Genomic DNA, 15,870 nt, shown 5'->3' on the forward strand with positions numbered 1-15,870 from the left:
CCCCAGCACCCCGGCCGTTATGGTCCGGGGCCGCCCGGCCGCGTCAATGTCGCAGCCGAAGTCTTCACATCCGCCAGCCATTCTCCGCTAAAATGCCGCCAAACCGCGCCGATGCATGAGGTCCGCCATGAGCTTCCGCCGCGACACCATCACAAAGCCGATCTTCTCCTGGGCGCGCGGCGTGCTGCCGACGATGTCCGACACCGAGCGCGAGGCGCTGGAGGCCGGTGACGTCTGGTGGGACGCCGATCTCTTCACCGGCAACCCTGATTGGTCGAAGCTGCTCAAGGTGCCGCAGGCGAGATTGACCGACGAGGAGCAGGCCTTCCTCAATGGCCCCGTCAACGAGCTCTGCGCCATGCTCGACGAGTGGAAGATCTTCTGGGAATGGCGCGACCTGCCGCAGGACGTCTGGCATTTCGTCAAGCGCGAGAAATTCTTCGGCATGATCATCCCGAAGGAGTTCGGCGGCCTCGGTTTCTCGCCCTACGCGCATTCGGAAGTGGTGCGCAAGATTTCGACGCGCTCGATCGCTGCGGCCGTCACCGTGATGGTGCCCAACTCGCTCGGCCCGGGCGAGCTCCTGATGCGCTTCGGCACCAGGGAGCAGCAGGAGCGCTGGCTGCCGCGCCTCGCCGACGGCCGCGACATTCCCTGCTTCGGTCTCACCAGCCCCGAAGCGGGCTCCGACGCCGCCTCGATGGTCGACACCGGCATCATCTGCAAGGGTGAGTTCGAGGGCCGCGAGACCGTTGGCCTCAGGCTCAACTGGCACAAGCGCTACATCACGCTCGGCCCGGTCGCGACGCTCCTGGGCCTCGCCTTCAAGGCTTACGACCCGGATCGTCTGGTCGGCGATCAAGAAGAACTCGGCATCACCGTCGCGCTGATCCCGACCAATCTGCCCGGTGTCGAGATCGGCCAGCGCCATTTGCCGTCGATGCAGGTGTTTCAGAACGGCCCGAATTGGGGACGCGACGTCTTCATCCCGCTCGATTACGTGATCGGCGGCAAGGAGCGTCTCGGGCAGGGCTGGAAGATGCTGATGACGGCGCTTGCCGCCGGGCGCGGCATCTCGCTGCCGTCGCTCTCTGCTGCGGGTGCCGCCTATGCCGCGCGCACAACCGGCGCTTACGCCCGCATCCGCGAGCAGTTCGGCATCTCCATCTCCAAGTTCGAAGGTGTCGAGGAGCCGCTCGCGCGCATCGTTGCGACCGCCTACCAGCTCGATGCGGCGCGGCGACTGACCTGCGCGGCGCTGAATGCAGGCGTTCATCCCGCCGTGATCTCCGGCATCATGAAGCTGCACGCGACCGAGCGGATGCGTACCGCGATCGACGACGCCATGGACATCCATGGCGGCAAGGCCGTGATCGACGGTCCGCAAAACTATCTCGGCAATCTGCACCGCGCCGTCCCGGTCGGCATCACGGTGGAAGGCGCCAACATCCTCACTCGCAATCTCATCGTGTTCGGGCAGGGCGCCATCCGGGCCCATCCCTACCTGCTCGGGGAGATGAATGCGCTCGCCGATTCGGACCGTGAGCGCGGGCTCGCCGCATTCGACAAGGCGTTCTGGAAGCATGTCGGCCATAGTTTGCGGACCCTGTTCCGCGCTCTCGGCCGTAGCTGGACCTTTGGCGCATTCGCGCCGGCACCCGATGCGGGCGACGCCACGCCATTCTATCGCCAGCTCTCGCGCTACTCCGCCGCGTTTGCCCTCTGCGCCGACATGGCGCTGCTGACGCTCGGCGGCGCGCTCAAGCGCAAGGAGATGCTGTCGGCCCGCTTCGGCGACATCCTCTCCGAGCTGTATCTCCTCTCGGCGGTGCTGAAGCGCTGGCAGGACGAGGGCCGGCAGAAGGACGATTTTGCCGCGCTGGAATGGTGCATGGCGGCGGGCTTCCGGACCATCGAGAACCGGCTTGCCGAAATCCTCGCCAATTTGCCGAACCGCTTCGTCGCTGGCTTCCTCAGGCTCGTCGTCCAGCCGTTCGGTGCGCGCGTGCTCGGCCCCTCCGACCGCGTCGTGCACGAATGCGCTGGCATCGTGCTGGAGCCCTCGGCGGCGCGCGAGCGCCTCACGGCGGACCTGGCCCATGTCGATGACGACGGCGGCTTTGCCCGGCTCGAGCGCGCGTTCAAGCTGGTCGCCGGCACGGACGCCATCGCCAAGCGCCTGCGCGCCGCGCATATCCGTGACTGGAAGGAGGCCGTCGCAAAAGGCGTCATCACGCAGGCCGAGGGCGAGCAACTCGCCGCTGCCCGCGAAGCCGTCACAAAGGTGATAGAAGTCGACGATTTTGCTCCGGAGGCGCTGTCGCCGATTTACAAGAAAACCGTCAATGTGCATCAGTTCTTCCAGGAACTCGGTGAACAGAGGGCGGCGAGCTGATGGCACGACCGGTTTTCATCGTCGACGGCAGTCGGACGCCGTTTCTAAAGGCGCGTTCGGGGCCAGGTCCGTTCACGCCGGTCGATCTCGCCGTGCAATGCGGCCGGCCGCTCCTGGCGCGGCAACCGTTTTCGCCTGACAGTTTCGATCAGGTCATTCTTGGCTGCGTCAACGTGATCGCGGACGAGATGAACCCGGCCCGTGTCGCCGCGCTCCGGCTCGGCATGGGCGAGGACATGGTCGCCTTCACCGTGCAGATCAATTGCGGCTCGGGCATGCAGTCGATCGACACCGCCTACCGCTACATCCGCGAAGGCCATGCCGACATGATCCTCGCCGGCGGCACCGAGGCGCTCAGCCACGCGCCGCTGGTCTGGCCGAATTCCGGCGTGCGCTGGTTCGCCGGTCTCGCCACCGCCAAGGGTGTCGCCGCCAAGCTGGCGGCTGTCTTCAAGTTGCGGCCCAGCTATCTCAAGCCGGTCATCGGCCTCGAGCGCGGGTTGACCGATCCCGTCACCGAGCTGAACATGGGCCAGACCGCCGAGGTCGTGGGCCATCTCTTCGGCATTACGCGCGCGCAGTCCGATGCCTATGCCGCCGAGAGCCATCGCCGGCTCGCGCACGCGCAAGGCGCCGGATTCCTGAAGGGCGAGGTCGAGACCGCGTTCTCCCGCGACGGCAAGTTCTTCGACCATGACGACGGCGTGCGCCCGGACTCCACGGCGGAGACGCTGGCAAAGCTCCGGCCGGTGTTCGAGCGTCCCTGGGGCCAGGTCACCGCAGGCAATTCCTCGCAGATCACCGACGGCGCCTCCTGGGTCATCCTGGCCTCCGACGCCGCGGTCGCAAAACACGGGTTGACTCCGAAGGCCGTCATCGTCGACAGCAACTGGGCCGCGCTCGATCCCAGCATCATGGGGCTCGGGCCGGTGATGTCGGCGACACCGTTGCTCCAGCGCAACGGCCTCACCATCAAGGATGTCGAGACCTGGGAATTGAATGAGGCGTTTGCCACGCAGGTGCTCGGCTGTCTCGCCGCCTGGAACGACGACAAATTCTGCCGCGAGATTCTGGGGCTGGACGGTGCCGCCGGCGAGATCGACCGCGACAGGCTCAACGTCGATGGCGGCGCGATCTCGCTCGGTCATCCCGTCGGAACCTCCGGCAACCGTATCGTGCTGCATCTCGTCAACGCCATGAAGCGGCTCGGCACGCGGCGTGGCGTTGCCACCGAATGCATCGGCGGAGGCCTCGGCGGCGCCATGTTGATCGAGGCGGTATGACCATGGATTCCAGGATCATGACCGCCCTCGGCGACCGCGTGCTGGAGCTGGGGCCTCAGCCTGCGACCGACAGTCCGTACAAGCACTTCAAGTTGACGCGCGATGCGGACGGCGTCGCCTGGCTGCTGTTCGACCGCGCCGACACTAGCGCCAACACGCTGTCCTCCGACGTGATGGAGGAGTTCGACGCCGTGCTCGCGGCGATCGAGACCGAGCGTCCGGCCGGGGTCGTGATCCGCTCCGCCAAGCCATCCGGCTTCATTGCCGGCGCCGACGTCAATGAATTCCGCGGCGCGTCTGATCCCGCCATGGTGGAGACGCGCATCCGCGCCGCGCATGCCGTGGTCGATCACCTGGAGGCCTTGAAGCTGCCGACGGTCGCGGTCATCCACGGCTTCTGCCTCGGCGGCGGGCTCGAGGTCGCGCTCGCCTGCCAGGCGCGCATCGCCATCGAAGGGGCGCGCTTCGGCTTCCCGGAGGTGATGCTCGGCTTGCATCCCGGCCTCGGAGGCACGGCGCGGTTCACCGCGCTGGTCAACCCGACCCAGTCGATGGCGCTGATGCTGACCGGCCGTACCATCGACGCGCGCCGCGCCAAGGCGCTCGGCCTCGTCGATGCCGTGACGCAGGAGCGGCACGTCCAAGGCGCGGTGAAGGATGCGCTGTTCGGCCGGCTGAAGCGGGCCAGGCCCGGTTTGCTCGCGCGCGCCGCCAATCTCGGTCCGGTGCGTGGGCTCCTCGGAAGACGCATGCGCTCGGAGACGGCGAAAGCCGCATCCCGCGAGCATTATCCCGCGCCTTATGCGCTGATCGATCTCTGGGAGACCCATGGCGGCAGCAAAGCCGCGATGCTCCGTGCGGAGCAGGCTTCCTTCGCCAGATTGATGGTGACGCCGACCGCGCAGAACCTGATCCGCGTCTTCTTCCTGCGCGAGCAGATGAAAAAGGCCGCAGGTAGCGGCAACCCGATCAAGCACGTCCACGTCATCGGCGCCGGCGCCATGGGCGGCGACATCGCGGCTTGGATAGCCGGGCAGGGGCTGCGCGTCTCGCTCGCCGACATGAAGGCGGAGCCGATCGCGAACGCGGTCAAGCGCGCAGCCGAGCTCTACGGCAAGATCATCCGCAAGCCGACGGAGGTGCGTGACGCGCTCGACCGCCTCATCCCCGACATGGACGGGGAGGGCGTCCGCAACGCCGACCTCATCATCGAGGCGGTGCCGGAGAGGCTCGAGCTCAAGCAGAAGGTCTATGCCGGGCTCGAGCCGCGGATGAAGCCCGGCGCGATCCTTGCGACCAATACGTCGAGCATTCCGCTTCAGGACTTGCGCACCACTCTGTCGCGGCCGGAGCGGCTGGTCGGACTGCATTTCTTCAATCCGGTCTCGCGGCTGCAACTGGTCGAGGTCGTCAGCCATGATGGCAATGATCCGCAAGTGCTGAAAGACGCGCTCGCCTTTGTCGGCGCGATCGACCGCCTGCCCCTGCCTGTGAAGAGTTCGCCCGGCTTCCTCGTCAACCGCGCGCTGACGCCGTACATGCTGGAAGCGATGGTGATGCTGGACGAGAAAATCGACCAGCGCCTGATTGACGCCGCCGCCGAGCAGTTCGGGATGCCGATGGGGCCGATCGAGCTCGCCGATCAGGTCGGGCTCGACATCTGCCTCGACGTCGGCGACATGCTGCGGACCAAGTTCGGCGATCTCCTGCCGCCGACGCCGGCCTGGCTGCGCGAGAAGGTTGCCAGGGGCGAGCTCGGCCGCAAAACCGGCAAGGGCTTCTACACCTGGAAGGACGGCAAGGCGGAGAAGGCGCCACTCCCCGAAACCGGTCCGCGCGTCACCGACCAGATGATCGACCGCCTGGTGCTGCCGATGTCCAACGTCTGCGTCGCGGCGCTTCGCGAAGGCATCGTCGAAGATGCCGACGCGGTCGATGGCGCCATGATCTTCGGCACCGGCTATGCGCCGTTCCGCGGCGGTCCGCTGAACTATGCGCGCACGCGCGGCGTGGAGAACGTGGTCTCGACGCTGCGCGCGCTGGCCGAGCGATTCGGCGAGCGCTTTGCGCCTGATCCGGGCTGGGACAATTTCACGTGAGACCGATATGAGCGAACAAGCTGCGACCGGGCCGAGCGGTGATCTCTGCATCCGCACGCTGGCCATGCCGGCCGACACAAACGCCAACGGTGACATCTTCGGCGGCTGGCTCCTGAGCCAGATGGACGTCGGCGGCGGCGTGTTCGCATCGAAGGCTGCGAGGTCGCGCACCGTGACGGTTGCGATCGAGGCGATGAATTTTCGCAAAGCGGTCTATGTCGGCGATCTAGTCTCGGTCTACGCCAATCTCGTGCGCGTCGGGCGCACCTCGCTGACGGTGCATCTGGAAGCCTGGGCACTGCGCCGCGGCGAGGAGCATCCGCTCCTCGTCACCGACGGCAACTTCACCTACGTCTCGATCGACGAGCACGGCCGCCCGCAGGTCATTCGCTCGTCTGACGCGACGATCGCGACCTGATCGCGCGCGACGCTCTGCCTCATCACGAGGACGTGGCAAGCGCCGCAAACGCGGCGCGGGCAAGTCGGGACGCCGCGGCTTCGCCAACAACCAGTCAAGAACCAGTCATAAAACGGATGAGGTCCCGGCGTACTCAATTGCGTGTCGATTCGGGGTGGAAGCGGCCTCAAATGCCCAGGAACTTTCGGGCAGGAGTGCAGTTATTTGCCCGCACTGAGGGATCCACGGACCATGCCGGACAGCTACATCATCGAAGTCAATTCGCAGACCGCAGGTATCGTCGTTCGCTCTCAAGGGGGCTACTGCTTCTTCGCCTCGTCACACCGCTTCAATCGTCTCGAAGGCCAGCTCTTCCGCAACGCCCGCGAAGCCGAACGCGCTGCACGCAAGCTGGTTAACGGCGACGTGAAGGAAGCGGCGTAAGCGCCGCGTTCGACATTCCGAGGCGCGCAAGGCGTGATAGGAATCTTTTGCCGCCTTTGATGCAGCTGAGTTTTCCTTCTCCCCTCATGTCCGCCGAAGCCTTGGCGAAGGCGGATGCGGGAGAAGGTGGCGCGAAGCGCCGGATGAGGGGTTGCTTCAGCAAGTTCTACTGTGAGAGGTCTCTCGCGGAGAGAGACCCCTCACCCGTCTCGCCGCTCTGCGGCGAGCCACCCTCTCCCGCAAGGGGAGAGGGCTAATACGTCATCACAATTTCGTCGCGGCCCGCGACAGCAGCTTCCACTCGTCGCCCTGCTTCTGCCAGTTCATCAGGATGTGAAGGTTGGTCGATACTTTTTTCCCATCGGCCGCCATCTCCTGCTCGCCGAGCCAATGGAAGCGAACGATCGCTGCGGGGCCGACGACCTTGATGGTCGGGTCCTTGTATTCGATCGACAGGAACTTCGACTTGCCGTCGGTCGCGTTGGCGATGAAGGTGGCTTTGTCCTCGACCTTGCCGCTCGAATGACTGTAGCTGAGATCGTCCCAGCACAGCGCAGCGAGCGCTTTCGGATCAGCCGCGATCTGGGCAAGGCGGAAGGCCTCGACCTTCTTCGCCACGGCTTCCTCATCCGCCGAAGCGGCGAGCGCCGGTGTGGCGAACGCAAGCGTGGAGACGGCGAGAGTGGACAGAGCCAGATCGCGTCGGTTGATGGTCATCGTTTCCTCCTTTTTGATCTTGCACCGAGTGTTGCAGCCGCGCTCGAATTTGTCGAGTGACACATGGCGGTCATCCGCCTGCGTCATTGCGCGATCGAGGCCGTATTGATACGTCTCGCGCATCGATGCGTCGCGCATTTGGGAAAGTACAGAAATGATCGAGGCGAGCCACGATGCGATGGGCCGGGCGTTGTTGTTCGACATCGACGGCACGCTCGCCGACACCGATCCGTTGCACTTGAAGGCGTTCAACCAGGTGCTCGGACCTCACGGACACGTCTTCGATCACGCCCGCTTCTCCAGGGAGCTGCAAGGCTTCGCCAATGTCGCGATCGGCGAGCGCTTTCTGCCCCACGAGACGCCGGAGCGGCGCGCCCTGATCCTCGACGAGAAGGAGGAGGTGTTCCGCATGCTCGTGGCCGGGCAGATCGCGCCGCTGCCGGGCCTGATGGCGCTGCTCGACCGCGCCGACAGCGCCGGCATTCCCATGGTCGCCGTGACCAATGCGCCGCGCCTCAACGCCGAGCTGCTGCTGTCCGGCCTCGGTATCACCCATCGCTTCAAGGCGCTCGTGATCGGCGCCGAGCTGCCGCACGGCAAGCCGCATCCGCTTCCTTATCAGGAGGGGCTGCGTTTCGTCGGTGCCAGCGCGAGGGCCTCGATCGCCTTCGAGGATTCCCGCACGGGCGTGCAATCGGCCACGGCGGCCGGCATTCCGACCATCGGTGTCCGCACCAGCCTCAGCCATGACGATCTGGTTGCAGCGGGCGCGGTCACTTCTGCCAGCGCCTTTGACGATCCGGCGCTGCTCGCGCGTCTTGCGAAGGCCATGACTTGGTAAGAAATGGCGTGGTGAGGGCCCTTCATCCGTTAACGGTGATCAGCGCGCGCATTGACCCAAGGCGCGAACCGCCGCACCATGCATCATTCTGATTTGAGGCCGTTGCCGTGACCGGATTGACCCATCGCCAAGCCGAAATCCTCAACATCGCGCGCGCTTCGGGCCGCGTCATGGTCGAGGAGCTCGCGCGCCGCTTCGAAGTCTCGGCGCAGACCATCCGCAAGGATCTCAACGACCTCTGCGAACGGAGATCGCTGACCCGCATCCATGGCGGCGCCATTATCGCGTCGGGCGTCGAAAACCTCGCCTATGAGGCGCGCCGCTTCGTCGCCGCCGACGAGAAGAAGGCGATTGGCGCGGCGGCCGCCTCGCTGATCCCGAACGGCTGCTCGCTGTTCATCAACATCGGGACCACGACGGAGGAGGTCGCGAGCGCGCTGACCTCGCACGAGGATCTGCTCGTCATCACCAACAATCTCAACGTTGCCATGCTGCTCTATCGCCATCCCCGCATCGAGGTGGTGGTGGCTGGCGGCACGGTGCGGCGCGCCGACGGTGCGGTGGTCGGCTCGACCGCGACGCAGCTGATCGGCCAGTTCAAGGTCGACTATGCCATCATCGGCGCGTCCGCAATCGACGAGGAGGGGGCTTTGCTCGACTTCGACTATCGCGAGGTGCAGGTGGCGCAGGCCATCATTGCCAATGCCCGCAGCGTCATGCTGGTCGCCGATTCCACCAAGCTACGCCGCAGCGCGCCGGTGCGGATCGCTCACATCACCCAGATACAGACCTTCGTCACCGACCAGGAACTGCCCGAGCGCCTCGCTACCATCTGCCACAGCAAGGGTATCGAGGTGGTCGCGGCGATGCCGAAGGGGGCGGCGGAGGATGATGCGCAGGCCGAAGGGCAGGACGCGGCGCCAGAAGCGGCGCCGGTCGTCAGGTTGAGATAGGTCTCAGCTGTCGCTCCACGGGTTGAGCAGCGAGACGCCGAACGCCGCAAAATCCTTCACATTGCGCGTGACAAGTGTGAGGTGGTGCACGAGCGCGGTCGCCGCAAAGAAGCCGTCCATGACGGACAATGCGACGCCGCCCCTGCGGCTCTGCGCCATGAGGTCGCCCCAGCGCTCGGCTACCGCGTGGTCGATGGGCAGAACGCGGTCGGCGAACCGCGCCGGCAGATCGTGCGCAAGCCAGGCGGCCAGCGCCGTGCGCCGACGGCCATCTTCCAGCAATGCGATGCCGCGTCGAAGTTCGGCGATCGTGGCAACGCTGATGAACGCACGATCTTCGTCGATCGTATCGAGCCACGCCAGGACCTTCGGTGAAGGCGCTGGGCGCCGAACTTCCGACAGCACGTTGGTGTCGAGCAGCAGGTTCACGGCATCTCGTCGCGTGGTGCGTCCTGCACCCGTTCAAGCTCAAGGTTGGCGCCGCGCAGCGGCGAGCCCAGAAGGAACTCGGCCAGCGTGCCGTTGCGTGCGGTCTTGCGCGCCCATTCGTCGGCGGAGACGACAACCGCATTCGGTTTGCCGTGTCGCGTGATGACCTGCGGGCCGGCTTGAGCGCGATCAATCACCTCGGACAGGCGCGCCTTGGCGTTGGCGAGCGTCCAGGTGTCATCAGCCGGAAGGGAGCGGGGTCCAGTATTACGATTGGTCATGCAGTGGGAACCAATTTGACTATTATGACTATAATGCTTCGGAATTGGCCACGCAAGAGCACGTCAGGGCCCACAAGATAGGCTCGCTTTCGCTTCTCTTCCCCTCTCTTTCATCTTGCTTTCGCTTTTCGGTATGATCTAATCAAAAGCGAAAGTAGCCGCTCGACGGAACGAGCGGTCGCCGGGGGATGCGTCTGTTGGAGCGTATTTTCGATCTCGCCATCATTGGAGGCGGTGTTAATGGCTGCGGCATCGCGCGCGACGCGGTGGGCCGCGGCAACACGGTTTTCCTGTGCGAAATGAACGATCTGGCGAGCGGGACGTCGTCCTGGTCGACCAAGCTGGTGCATGGCGGTCTGCGCTATCTCGAATATTACGAGTTTCGCCTCGTCCGCGAAGCGCTGATCGAGCGCGAAATCCTCTGGGGGATCGCACCCCATATCATCCGCCCCCTGCGTTTCGTGTTGCCGCATCACGCCGGCCTGCGCCCGGCCTGGCTGCTGCGTCTCGGTCTCTTCCTCTATGACCACATCGGCGGCCGGCATCTGCTGCCCGCCACGCGCTCGGTCGATCTGAGGCGAGACGAGGTCGGCAAGCCGCTGATCCCGAATCGCTATGCCCGTGCGTTCGAATATTCCGACTGCTTCGTCGACGACGCCCGCCTCGTTGTGCTCAACGCACGCGATGCCGCCGACAAGGGCGCCGAGATCCGCACCCGGACCCGCGCCACAGAAATCCGCCAGTCCGACGGCCTCTGGACAGTCAGCATGGTCAATACGCTGACCGGCGAACGCACGCAGATCCAGGCGCGCGCGCTGGTCAATGCCGGTGGTCCCTGGGTCGAGGACGTGCTGGGCCGCGGCGCCGGCGTCAATGCCAAGGCAAAAGTCCGCTTGGTCCAGGGCTCGCACATCGTGGTCAAGAAACTCTATGACCACGACCGTGCCTATATGTTCCAGAATGCCGATGGCCGCATCATCTTCGTGATCCCGTATCAGGACGATTTCACGCTGATCGGCACCACCGACCGCGACTATGACGGCGACCCCGCCAAGGTGAAGGCGACGGCAGAGGAGATCGAGTATCTCTGCAAGGCGGCGAGCGAATATCTGGCGAAGCCGGTGACGCCCAATGAGGTGGTCTGGACCTATTCCGGCGTGCGCCCGCTCTATGACGACGGCGCCAGCGAAGCCAAGGCTGCGACGCGCGACTACGTGTTCGAGCTCGACACGCCCGGCGGCGTGCCGCTGCTGTCGATCTATGGCGGCAAGATCACGACCTATCGGAGGCTCGCCGAAGAGGCCTTGGAACGCCTTGCTCCCTATCTTCGCAGCGCGAAGGCGCGCGAGGGCTGGACCGGCAAATGGCCGCTGCCCGGCGGCGACATGGATGTGTCCGACATTGATGGGCTGATCGCCGAGCTCCAGCGCGGCTATCCCTTCCTCAGCCATGAGCATGCAAGGCGGCTCGCGCGCGCCTATGGCACACGGGCGATGAAGCTGCTCGGCGATGCGAAGTCATTGGCCGATCTCGGCGAGGCGTTCGGCGCGACCCTGACCGAGCGCGAGGTCCGCTATCTCATGGCTAATGAATGGGCCGTGACAGCGGAGGACGTGGTCTGGCGCCGGTCCAAGCTCGGCCTGCGACTATCTGCCGACGAGATTGCGGCGCTTGACGACTGGATCAGGACCCACGCCCTGCCGCAAAGTCCCCTGCTGGAAGCGGGAGGACGCTCATGACCGTGACACTCGAACACGTGACCCGGACCGTCGACGGTGTCGAGCATATCCGCGACGTCTCCCTGACTCTCGAGAGCGGCACGCTCAACGTCCTGCTCGGGCCGACGCTGTCGGGCAAGACCTCGATCATGCGGCTGCTCGCCGGCCTCGACAAGCCGACCACGGGCAAGGTGCTGGTCAACGGCAAGGACGTCACCGGCGTCGATGTGCGCAAGCGTTCGGTCGCGATGGTCTATCAGCAGTTTATCAATTATCCCTCGCTGACGGTCTACGAGAACATCGCTTCGCCCCTGCGCGTGCAGGGCAAGCCGCGCGACGAGATCGAGACGCGGGTGGCGGAAGCCGCAAGACTGCTGCGGCTCGAACCGTTTCTCAAACGTACGCCGCTCCAGCTTTCCGGCGGCCAGCAGCAGCGCACCGCGATGGCGCGGGCGCTGGTCAAGGGCGCCGATCTCGTGCTGCTCGACGAACCGCTCGCCAACCTCGACTACAAGCTCCGCGAGGAGCTGCGCGCCGAGCTTCCGCGTATCTTCGAGGCCTCCGGTGCGATCTTCGTCTATGCCACCACCGAGCCGACCGAGGCGCTGCTGCTCGGCGGCAACACGGTGTGCATGTGGGAGGGCCAGGCGCTGCAGATCGGCGAGACCGCCAGCGTCTACCGCCGGCCGCAGACCTTGCGCGTCGCGCAGGTCTTTTCCGATCCGCCGCTCAACCTCGTCGGCATCGAGAAGAAAAATGGCTCCGTGCAATATGCCGGCGGCATCGCGTCACCGGCGTCGGGGCTGTATTCGTCGCTGGCTGACGGCACCTATCGCGTCGGCTTTCGCGCGCATCAGCTCGCCCTCGCCAATGGCGAGGCCGACCGCCATGCCTTCCATGCCACTGTCACGGTGACCGAGATCACCGGTTCGGAGAGTTTCGTGCATCTGACCCGCGATGGTTCGAACTGGGTGGCGGTCCTGCATGGCGTGCACGAGTTCGAGCCGGGCCAGACGCTCGACGCCGTGCTCGATCCGAACGATGTGTTTGTGTTCGATGCGGCTGACCGCCTCGTCGCGGCACCTGGTTCTTGAGGAAGGTGCGCCATGGCTCGCATTGACCTCGTCGATCTCGCCCATTCCTACGGCGGCAATGACGCGCCGCCGGAGAGTTTTGCGCTCAAGCCTGTCACCATGACGTGGCGGCAGGGCGGCGCTTATGCGCTGCTCGGCCCGAGCGGCTGCGGCAAGACCACGCTTCTCAACGTCATCTCCGGCATCATCACGCCGTCGCGCGGGAAAATACTGTTCGACGGCAAGGACATCACACCGCTGTCAACCCAGAAGCGCAACATCGCCCAGGTATTCCAGTTTCCGGTGATCTACGACACCATGACGGTGGGGCAGAACCTGGCGTTTCCGCTGAAGAATCGCGGCGTGCCGAAGGCCGAGATCGACAAGCGCGTCGCCGAGATCGGCCGCCTGCTCGACCTCGAACCCTATCTGAACCGCAAGGCCACGCGCCTCACCGCCGATGCCAAGCAGAAGATCTCGCTCGGCCGCGGCCTCGTCCGCTCCGACGTCGCCGCCGTGCTGTTCGACGAGCCGCTGACGGTGATCGATCCCGAGCTGAAATGGCAGCTCCGCTCCAAGCTGAAGGCGCTGCATCGTGAGCTCGATCTCACGATGATCTACGTCACTCACGACCAGACCGAGGCGCTGACCTTCGCCGACACCGTCGTCGTCATGCATGACGGCCGCGTGGTGCAGAGCGGCACGCCGGCCGAGCTGTTCGACAAGCCGGCGCATACTTTCGTTGGTTACTTCATCGGCTCGCCGGGTATGAACATCCTGCCCGCGGAGGTGCGGGGGCGCGAGGCGCAGATCGGCGGCCACGTCATCGCGCTCGATCGCAGCTACGGCAATCTGCCTTCGGGCGCGAAGATCGAGATCGGCGTCCGTCCCGAATTCGTGGAGGTCGTTGCGCCCGCGCCGGGCCTGCTCACCGCGAGGATCGAGCGCATCGACGATCTCGGTCGCATCCGTTTCGCGCGCGTGCGCGTCGGCGACGCGAAGCTGGCGGCGCGCGCGCCGACGGGCTTCACCAGCGCCGATGGCACCGCCGGGCTGAAATTCGATCCGTCGCATGTGCACGTCTATGCCGATAGCCTTCTGGTGGAGGGAGCCGCCTGATGGACAAGACCGTCAACCAAAAAGCCTGGTTCCTGGTGCTGCCGGTGTTCCTGGTCGTCGCCTTCTCGGCGGTGTTGCCGCTGATGACGGTGGTGAACTATTCGATGCAGGATACGTTCGGCAACAACCAGTTCTTCTGGAACGGCGTCGGCTGGTTCAAGGAGCTGCTCGATCCCTCCACCGATCTCGGCGGCCGCTTCCTCGCATCGCTCGGGCGCAATCTCTTCTTCTCGCTGGTGATCCTCGCGATCGAGGTGCCGCTCGGCATCGTCGTCGCCCTGTCGATGCCGCGCGAGGGCTGGACGGTTGCAGCCTGCCTCGTGATTCTCGCGCTGCCGCTCCTGATTCCATGGAACGTGGTCGGCACGATCTGGCAGATCTTCGGCCGGCCCGACATCGGCCTGCTCGGCTATGTCCTCAACGCGATGGGCTTCGATTACAACTACGTCTCCAACGACATCGATGCCTGGGTCACGGTCATCGTGATGGACGTCTGGCACTGGACCAGCCTCGTCGCGCTGCTCTGCTACGCCGGCCTGAAGTCGATTCCCGAGGCCTATTACCAGGCCGCGCAGATCGACGGCGCCTCGCGCTGGGCCGTGTTCAAGGCGATCCAGCTGCCGAAGATGAACCGCGTGCTGCTGATTGCGGTGCTGCTGCGCTTCATGGACAGTTTCATGATCTACACCGAGCCCTTCGTCGTCACCGGCGGCGGACCCGGCAATTCCACGACCTTCGTATCGATCGAGCTCGTCAAGATCGCGCTCGGCCAGTTCGACCTCGGCAAGGCCGCGGCGTTGTCGCTGGTCTACAACCTCATCATCCTGATCGTCTGCTGGATCTTCTACACCGTCATGACCAATGCCGGCACCGAGCGCGCCGTGAAGGAAGGAGCCGCGTGATGCATTCGATTCCCGGCCGCCGCCTCATCATGGGGCTGTTCCTGGTCTTCCTGCTGCTGCCGATCTACTGGCTCGTCAACATGAGCTTCAAGACCAACAGCGAGATCGTCTCGACGATGACGCTGTGGCCGCATACCCCGACGCTCCAGCACTACAAGCGCATCTTCACCGACGAGAGCTGGTATTCCGGCTACATCAACTCGCTCCAATACGTCATCCTCAACACCATCATCTCGATCTCGGTCGCCCTGCCTGCGGCCTACGCATTCTCGCGGTACCGCTTCCTCGGCGACAAGCACCTGTTCTTCTGGCTGCTGTCGAACCGCATGGCGCCGGCTGCGGTCTATGCGCTGCCGTTCTTCAACCTCTATTCGGCGATCGGGTTGTTCGATACGCCCTGGGCGGTCGCGCTGGCGCACTGCATCTTCAATGTGCCGCTCGCGGTGTGGATCCTCGAAGGCTTCGTCTCCGGCGTGCCGCGCGAGATCGACGAGACCGCCTTCCTCGACGGCTATTCCTTCCCGCGCTTCTTCATCAAGATCCTGGTGCCGCTGATCGCGAGCGGCATCGGCGTCGCCGCCTTCTTCTGCTTCATGTTCTCCTGGGTCGAGCTGCTCCTCGCGCGCACGCTGACCTCGGTGTCGGCCAAGCCGATCGCCGCGATCATGACGCGCACGGTGTCGGCCGCCGGCATGGACTGGGGCCTGCTCGCCGCCGCCGGCGTGCTCACCATCATTCCGGGCGCGCTGGTGATCTGGTTCGTCCGCAACTACATCGCGCGCGGTTTCGCGCTCGGCCGCGTGTAAGGAGGCAGCCATGGAGTCTATCGCATGGATGGCCTGGACGCTGCCGACCGCGATCTTCTTCGTCGCGCTCGCCTGCACGCTGGCCGTGATGACCTGGCTCGCCGCGGTCTATCCCGAGGCCGAGCGCGTCGGCGTGCTGCGCATCCCGACCACGCGCGGCGACCGCCTGTTCATCTCGCTGATCGCGGCCGCCGTCATCCACCTCGCGTGGATCGGTCTCGTCGGCACCGACCCTCTCGCCACGCTGCCGATCGGAGAGGAGGGGTTTGAGATTTCGAGCCTGTGGCTCGCAAGTGGAATTTCGCTTGTCACGGCCGCGCTCATCTTCCGCACGGTCTGAAACTCGCGAAGGGACGGCCAGATCCGGGACCAACCCGGGCCTGTATAAAAGTTTGTCGCTGCAACGGAGGAAC

Annotated in this window: 16 protein-coding genes; 13 read left to right on the forward strand and 3 right to left on the reverse strand. The window is 65.1% G+C overall.

What is annotated here, in order from left to right; translation table 11 throughout:
* Nucleotides 1-127 precede the first annotated feature (127 nt).
* The 5 genes from AX729_RS35010 to AX729_RS35030 all read left to right on the forward strand — a co-directional run bounded on the left by AX729_RS35010 (nucleotide 128) and on the right by AX729_RS35030 (nucleotide 6,618).
* On the forward strand, nucleotides 128-2,395 hold the full coding sequence (locus AX729_RS35010) for an acyl-CoA dehydrogenase (RefSeq protein ID WP_061029003.1): 2,268 nt from the start codon (nucleotides 128-130) through the stop codon (nucleotides 2,393-2,395).
* The gene (locus tag AX729_RS35015; RefSeq protein ID WP_061029005.1) at nucleotides 2,395-3,678 is read left to right on the forward strand and encodes an acetyl-CoA C-acetyltransferase; all 1,284 of its coding nucleotides are present in this window, start codon (nucleotides 2,395-2,397) and stop codon (nucleotides 3,676-3,678) included. Before AX729_RS35010 ends, AX729_RS35015 begins: the two co-directional genes overlap by 1 nt.
* 2 nt (nucleotides 3,679-3,680) lie before the next feature.
* Nucleotides 3,681-5,777: a 3-hydroxyacyl-CoA dehydrogenase NAD-binding domain-containing protein gene (locus AX729_RS35020; RefSeq protein ID WP_061029008.1), complete on the forward strand. Its 2,097-nt coding sequence runs from the start codon at nucleotides 3,681-3,683 to the stop codon at nucleotides 5,775-5,777.
* A gap of 7 nt (nucleotides 5,778-5,784) precedes the next feature.
* Nucleotides 5,785-6,195 carry an acyl-CoA thioesterase gene (locus tag AX729_RS35025; RefSeq protein WP_061029009.1) on the forward strand — a complete coding sequence of 137 codons (411 nt, stop codon included), beginning with the start codon at nucleotides 5,785-5,787 and terminating at the stop codon, nucleotides 6,193-6,195.
* 231 nt (nucleotides 6,196-6,426) lie between these two features.
* On the forward strand, nucleotides 6,427-6,618 hold the full coding sequence (locus AX729_RS35030) for a hypothetical protein (protein ID WP_024341426.1): 192 nt from the start codon (nucleotides 6,427-6,429) through the stop codon (nucleotides 6,616-6,618).
* 264 nt (nucleotides 6,619-6,882) lie between these two features.
* On the opposite strand, the gene AX729_RS35035 is transcribed toward AX729_RS35030, so the two are convergent.
* Nucleotides 6,883-7,335 (reverse strand): nuclear transport factor 2 family protein, encoded by a 453-nt coding sequence (locus tag AX729_RS35035; RefSeq protein WP_061029222.1) that lies wholly within the window; start codon nucleotides 7,333-7,335, stop codon nucleotides 6,883-6,885.
* Between the two features lie 154 nt (nucleotides 7,336-7,489).
* Between AX729_RS35035 and AX729_RS35040 the strand changes: the two genes are divergently transcribed.
* Both AX729_RS35040 and AX729_RS35045 read left to right on the forward strand, forming a co-directional pair.
* Nucleotides 7,490-8,176 carry an HAD family hydrolase gene (locus AX729_RS35040; RefSeq protein ID WP_061029011.1) on the forward strand — a complete coding sequence of 229 codons (687 nt, stop codon included), beginning with the start codon at nucleotides 7,490-7,492 and terminating at the stop codon, nucleotides 8,174-8,176.
* A gap of 107 nt (nucleotides 8,177-8,283) precedes the next feature.
* Complete coding sequence (locus AX729_RS35045) at nucleotides 8,284-9,129, forward strand: DeoR/GlpR family DNA-binding transcription regulator (protein ID WP_061029013.1); 846 nt, start codon at nucleotides 8,284-8,286, stop codon at nucleotides 9,127-9,129.
* Between the two features lie 3 nt (nucleotides 9,130-9,132).
* Here AX729_RS35045 and AX729_RS35050 read toward each other — a convergent pair whose 3' ends face one another.
* Entirely contained in the window at nucleotides 9,133-9,558 is a 426-nt protein-coding gene (locus tag AX729_RS35050) for a type II toxin-antitoxin system VapC family toxin (RefSeq protein WP_061029015.1), read from the reverse strand.
* Nucleotides 9,555-9,839 carry a type II toxin-antitoxin system Phd/YefM family antitoxin gene (locus AX729_RS35055; protein ID WP_061029017.1) on the reverse strand — a complete coding sequence of 95 codons (285 nt, stop codon included), beginning with the start codon at nucleotides 9,837-9,839 and terminating at the stop codon, nucleotides 9,555-9,557. Before AX729_RS35055 ends, AX729_RS35050 begins: the two co-directional genes overlap by 4 nt.
* Nucleotides 9,840-10,027: 188 nt before the next feature.
* On the opposite strand from AX729_RS35055, the gene glpD reads away from it, so the two are divergent.
* The 6 genes from glpD to AX729_RS35085 are packed head-to-tail and all read left to right on the forward strand — an operon-like array spanning nucleotide 10,028 to nucleotide 15,797.
* Entirely contained in the window at nucleotides 10,028-11,578 is a 1,551-nt protein-coding gene (glpD, locus tag AX729_RS35060; RefSeq protein WP_061029019.1) for a glycerol-3-phosphate dehydrogenase, read from the forward strand.
* Nucleotides 11,575-12,651, forward strand: a complete 1,077-nt coding sequence (locus AX729_RS35065) for an ABC transporter ATP-binding protein (protein ID WP_061029020.1) — start codon at nucleotides 11,575-11,577, stop codon at nucleotides 12,649-12,651. Before glpD ends, AX729_RS35065 begins: the two co-directional genes overlap by 4 nt.
* Nucleotides 12,652-12,663: 12 nt before the next feature.
* Nucleotides 12,664-13,749, forward strand: a complete 1,086-nt coding sequence (locus AX729_RS35070) for an ABC transporter ATP-binding protein (RefSeq protein ID WP_061029022.1) — start codon at nucleotides 12,664-12,666, stop codon at nucleotides 13,747-13,749.
* On the forward strand, nucleotides 13,749-14,651 hold the full coding sequence (locus tag AX729_RS35075) for a carbohydrate ABC transporter permease (RefSeq protein ID WP_061029024.1): 903 nt from the start codon (nucleotides 13,749-13,751) through the stop codon (nucleotides 14,649-14,651). Before AX729_RS35070 ends, AX729_RS35075 begins: the two co-directional genes overlap by 1 nt.
* Nucleotides 14,651-15,457: a carbohydrate ABC transporter permease gene (locus AX729_RS35080; RefSeq protein ID WP_061029224.1), complete on the forward strand. Its 807-nt coding sequence runs from the start codon at nucleotides 14,651-14,653 to the stop codon at nucleotides 15,455-15,457. Before AX729_RS35075 ends, AX729_RS35080 begins: the two co-directional genes overlap by 1 nt.
* Nucleotides 15,458-15,467: 10 nt before the next feature.
* On the forward strand, nucleotides 15,468-15,797 hold the full coding sequence (locus AX729_RS35085) for a DUF2160 domain-containing protein (RefSeq protein ID WP_061029026.1): 330 nt from the start codon (nucleotides 15,468-15,470) through the stop codon (nucleotides 15,795-15,797).
* Nucleotides 15,798-15,870 lie beyond the last annotated feature (73 nt).

Origin of the sequence: Bradyrhizobium sp. CCH5-F6, from assembly GCF_001556045.1 — a bacterium.
GTDB lineage: Bacteria > Pseudomonadota > Alphaproteobacteria > Rhizobiales > Xanthobacteraceae > Bradyrhizobium.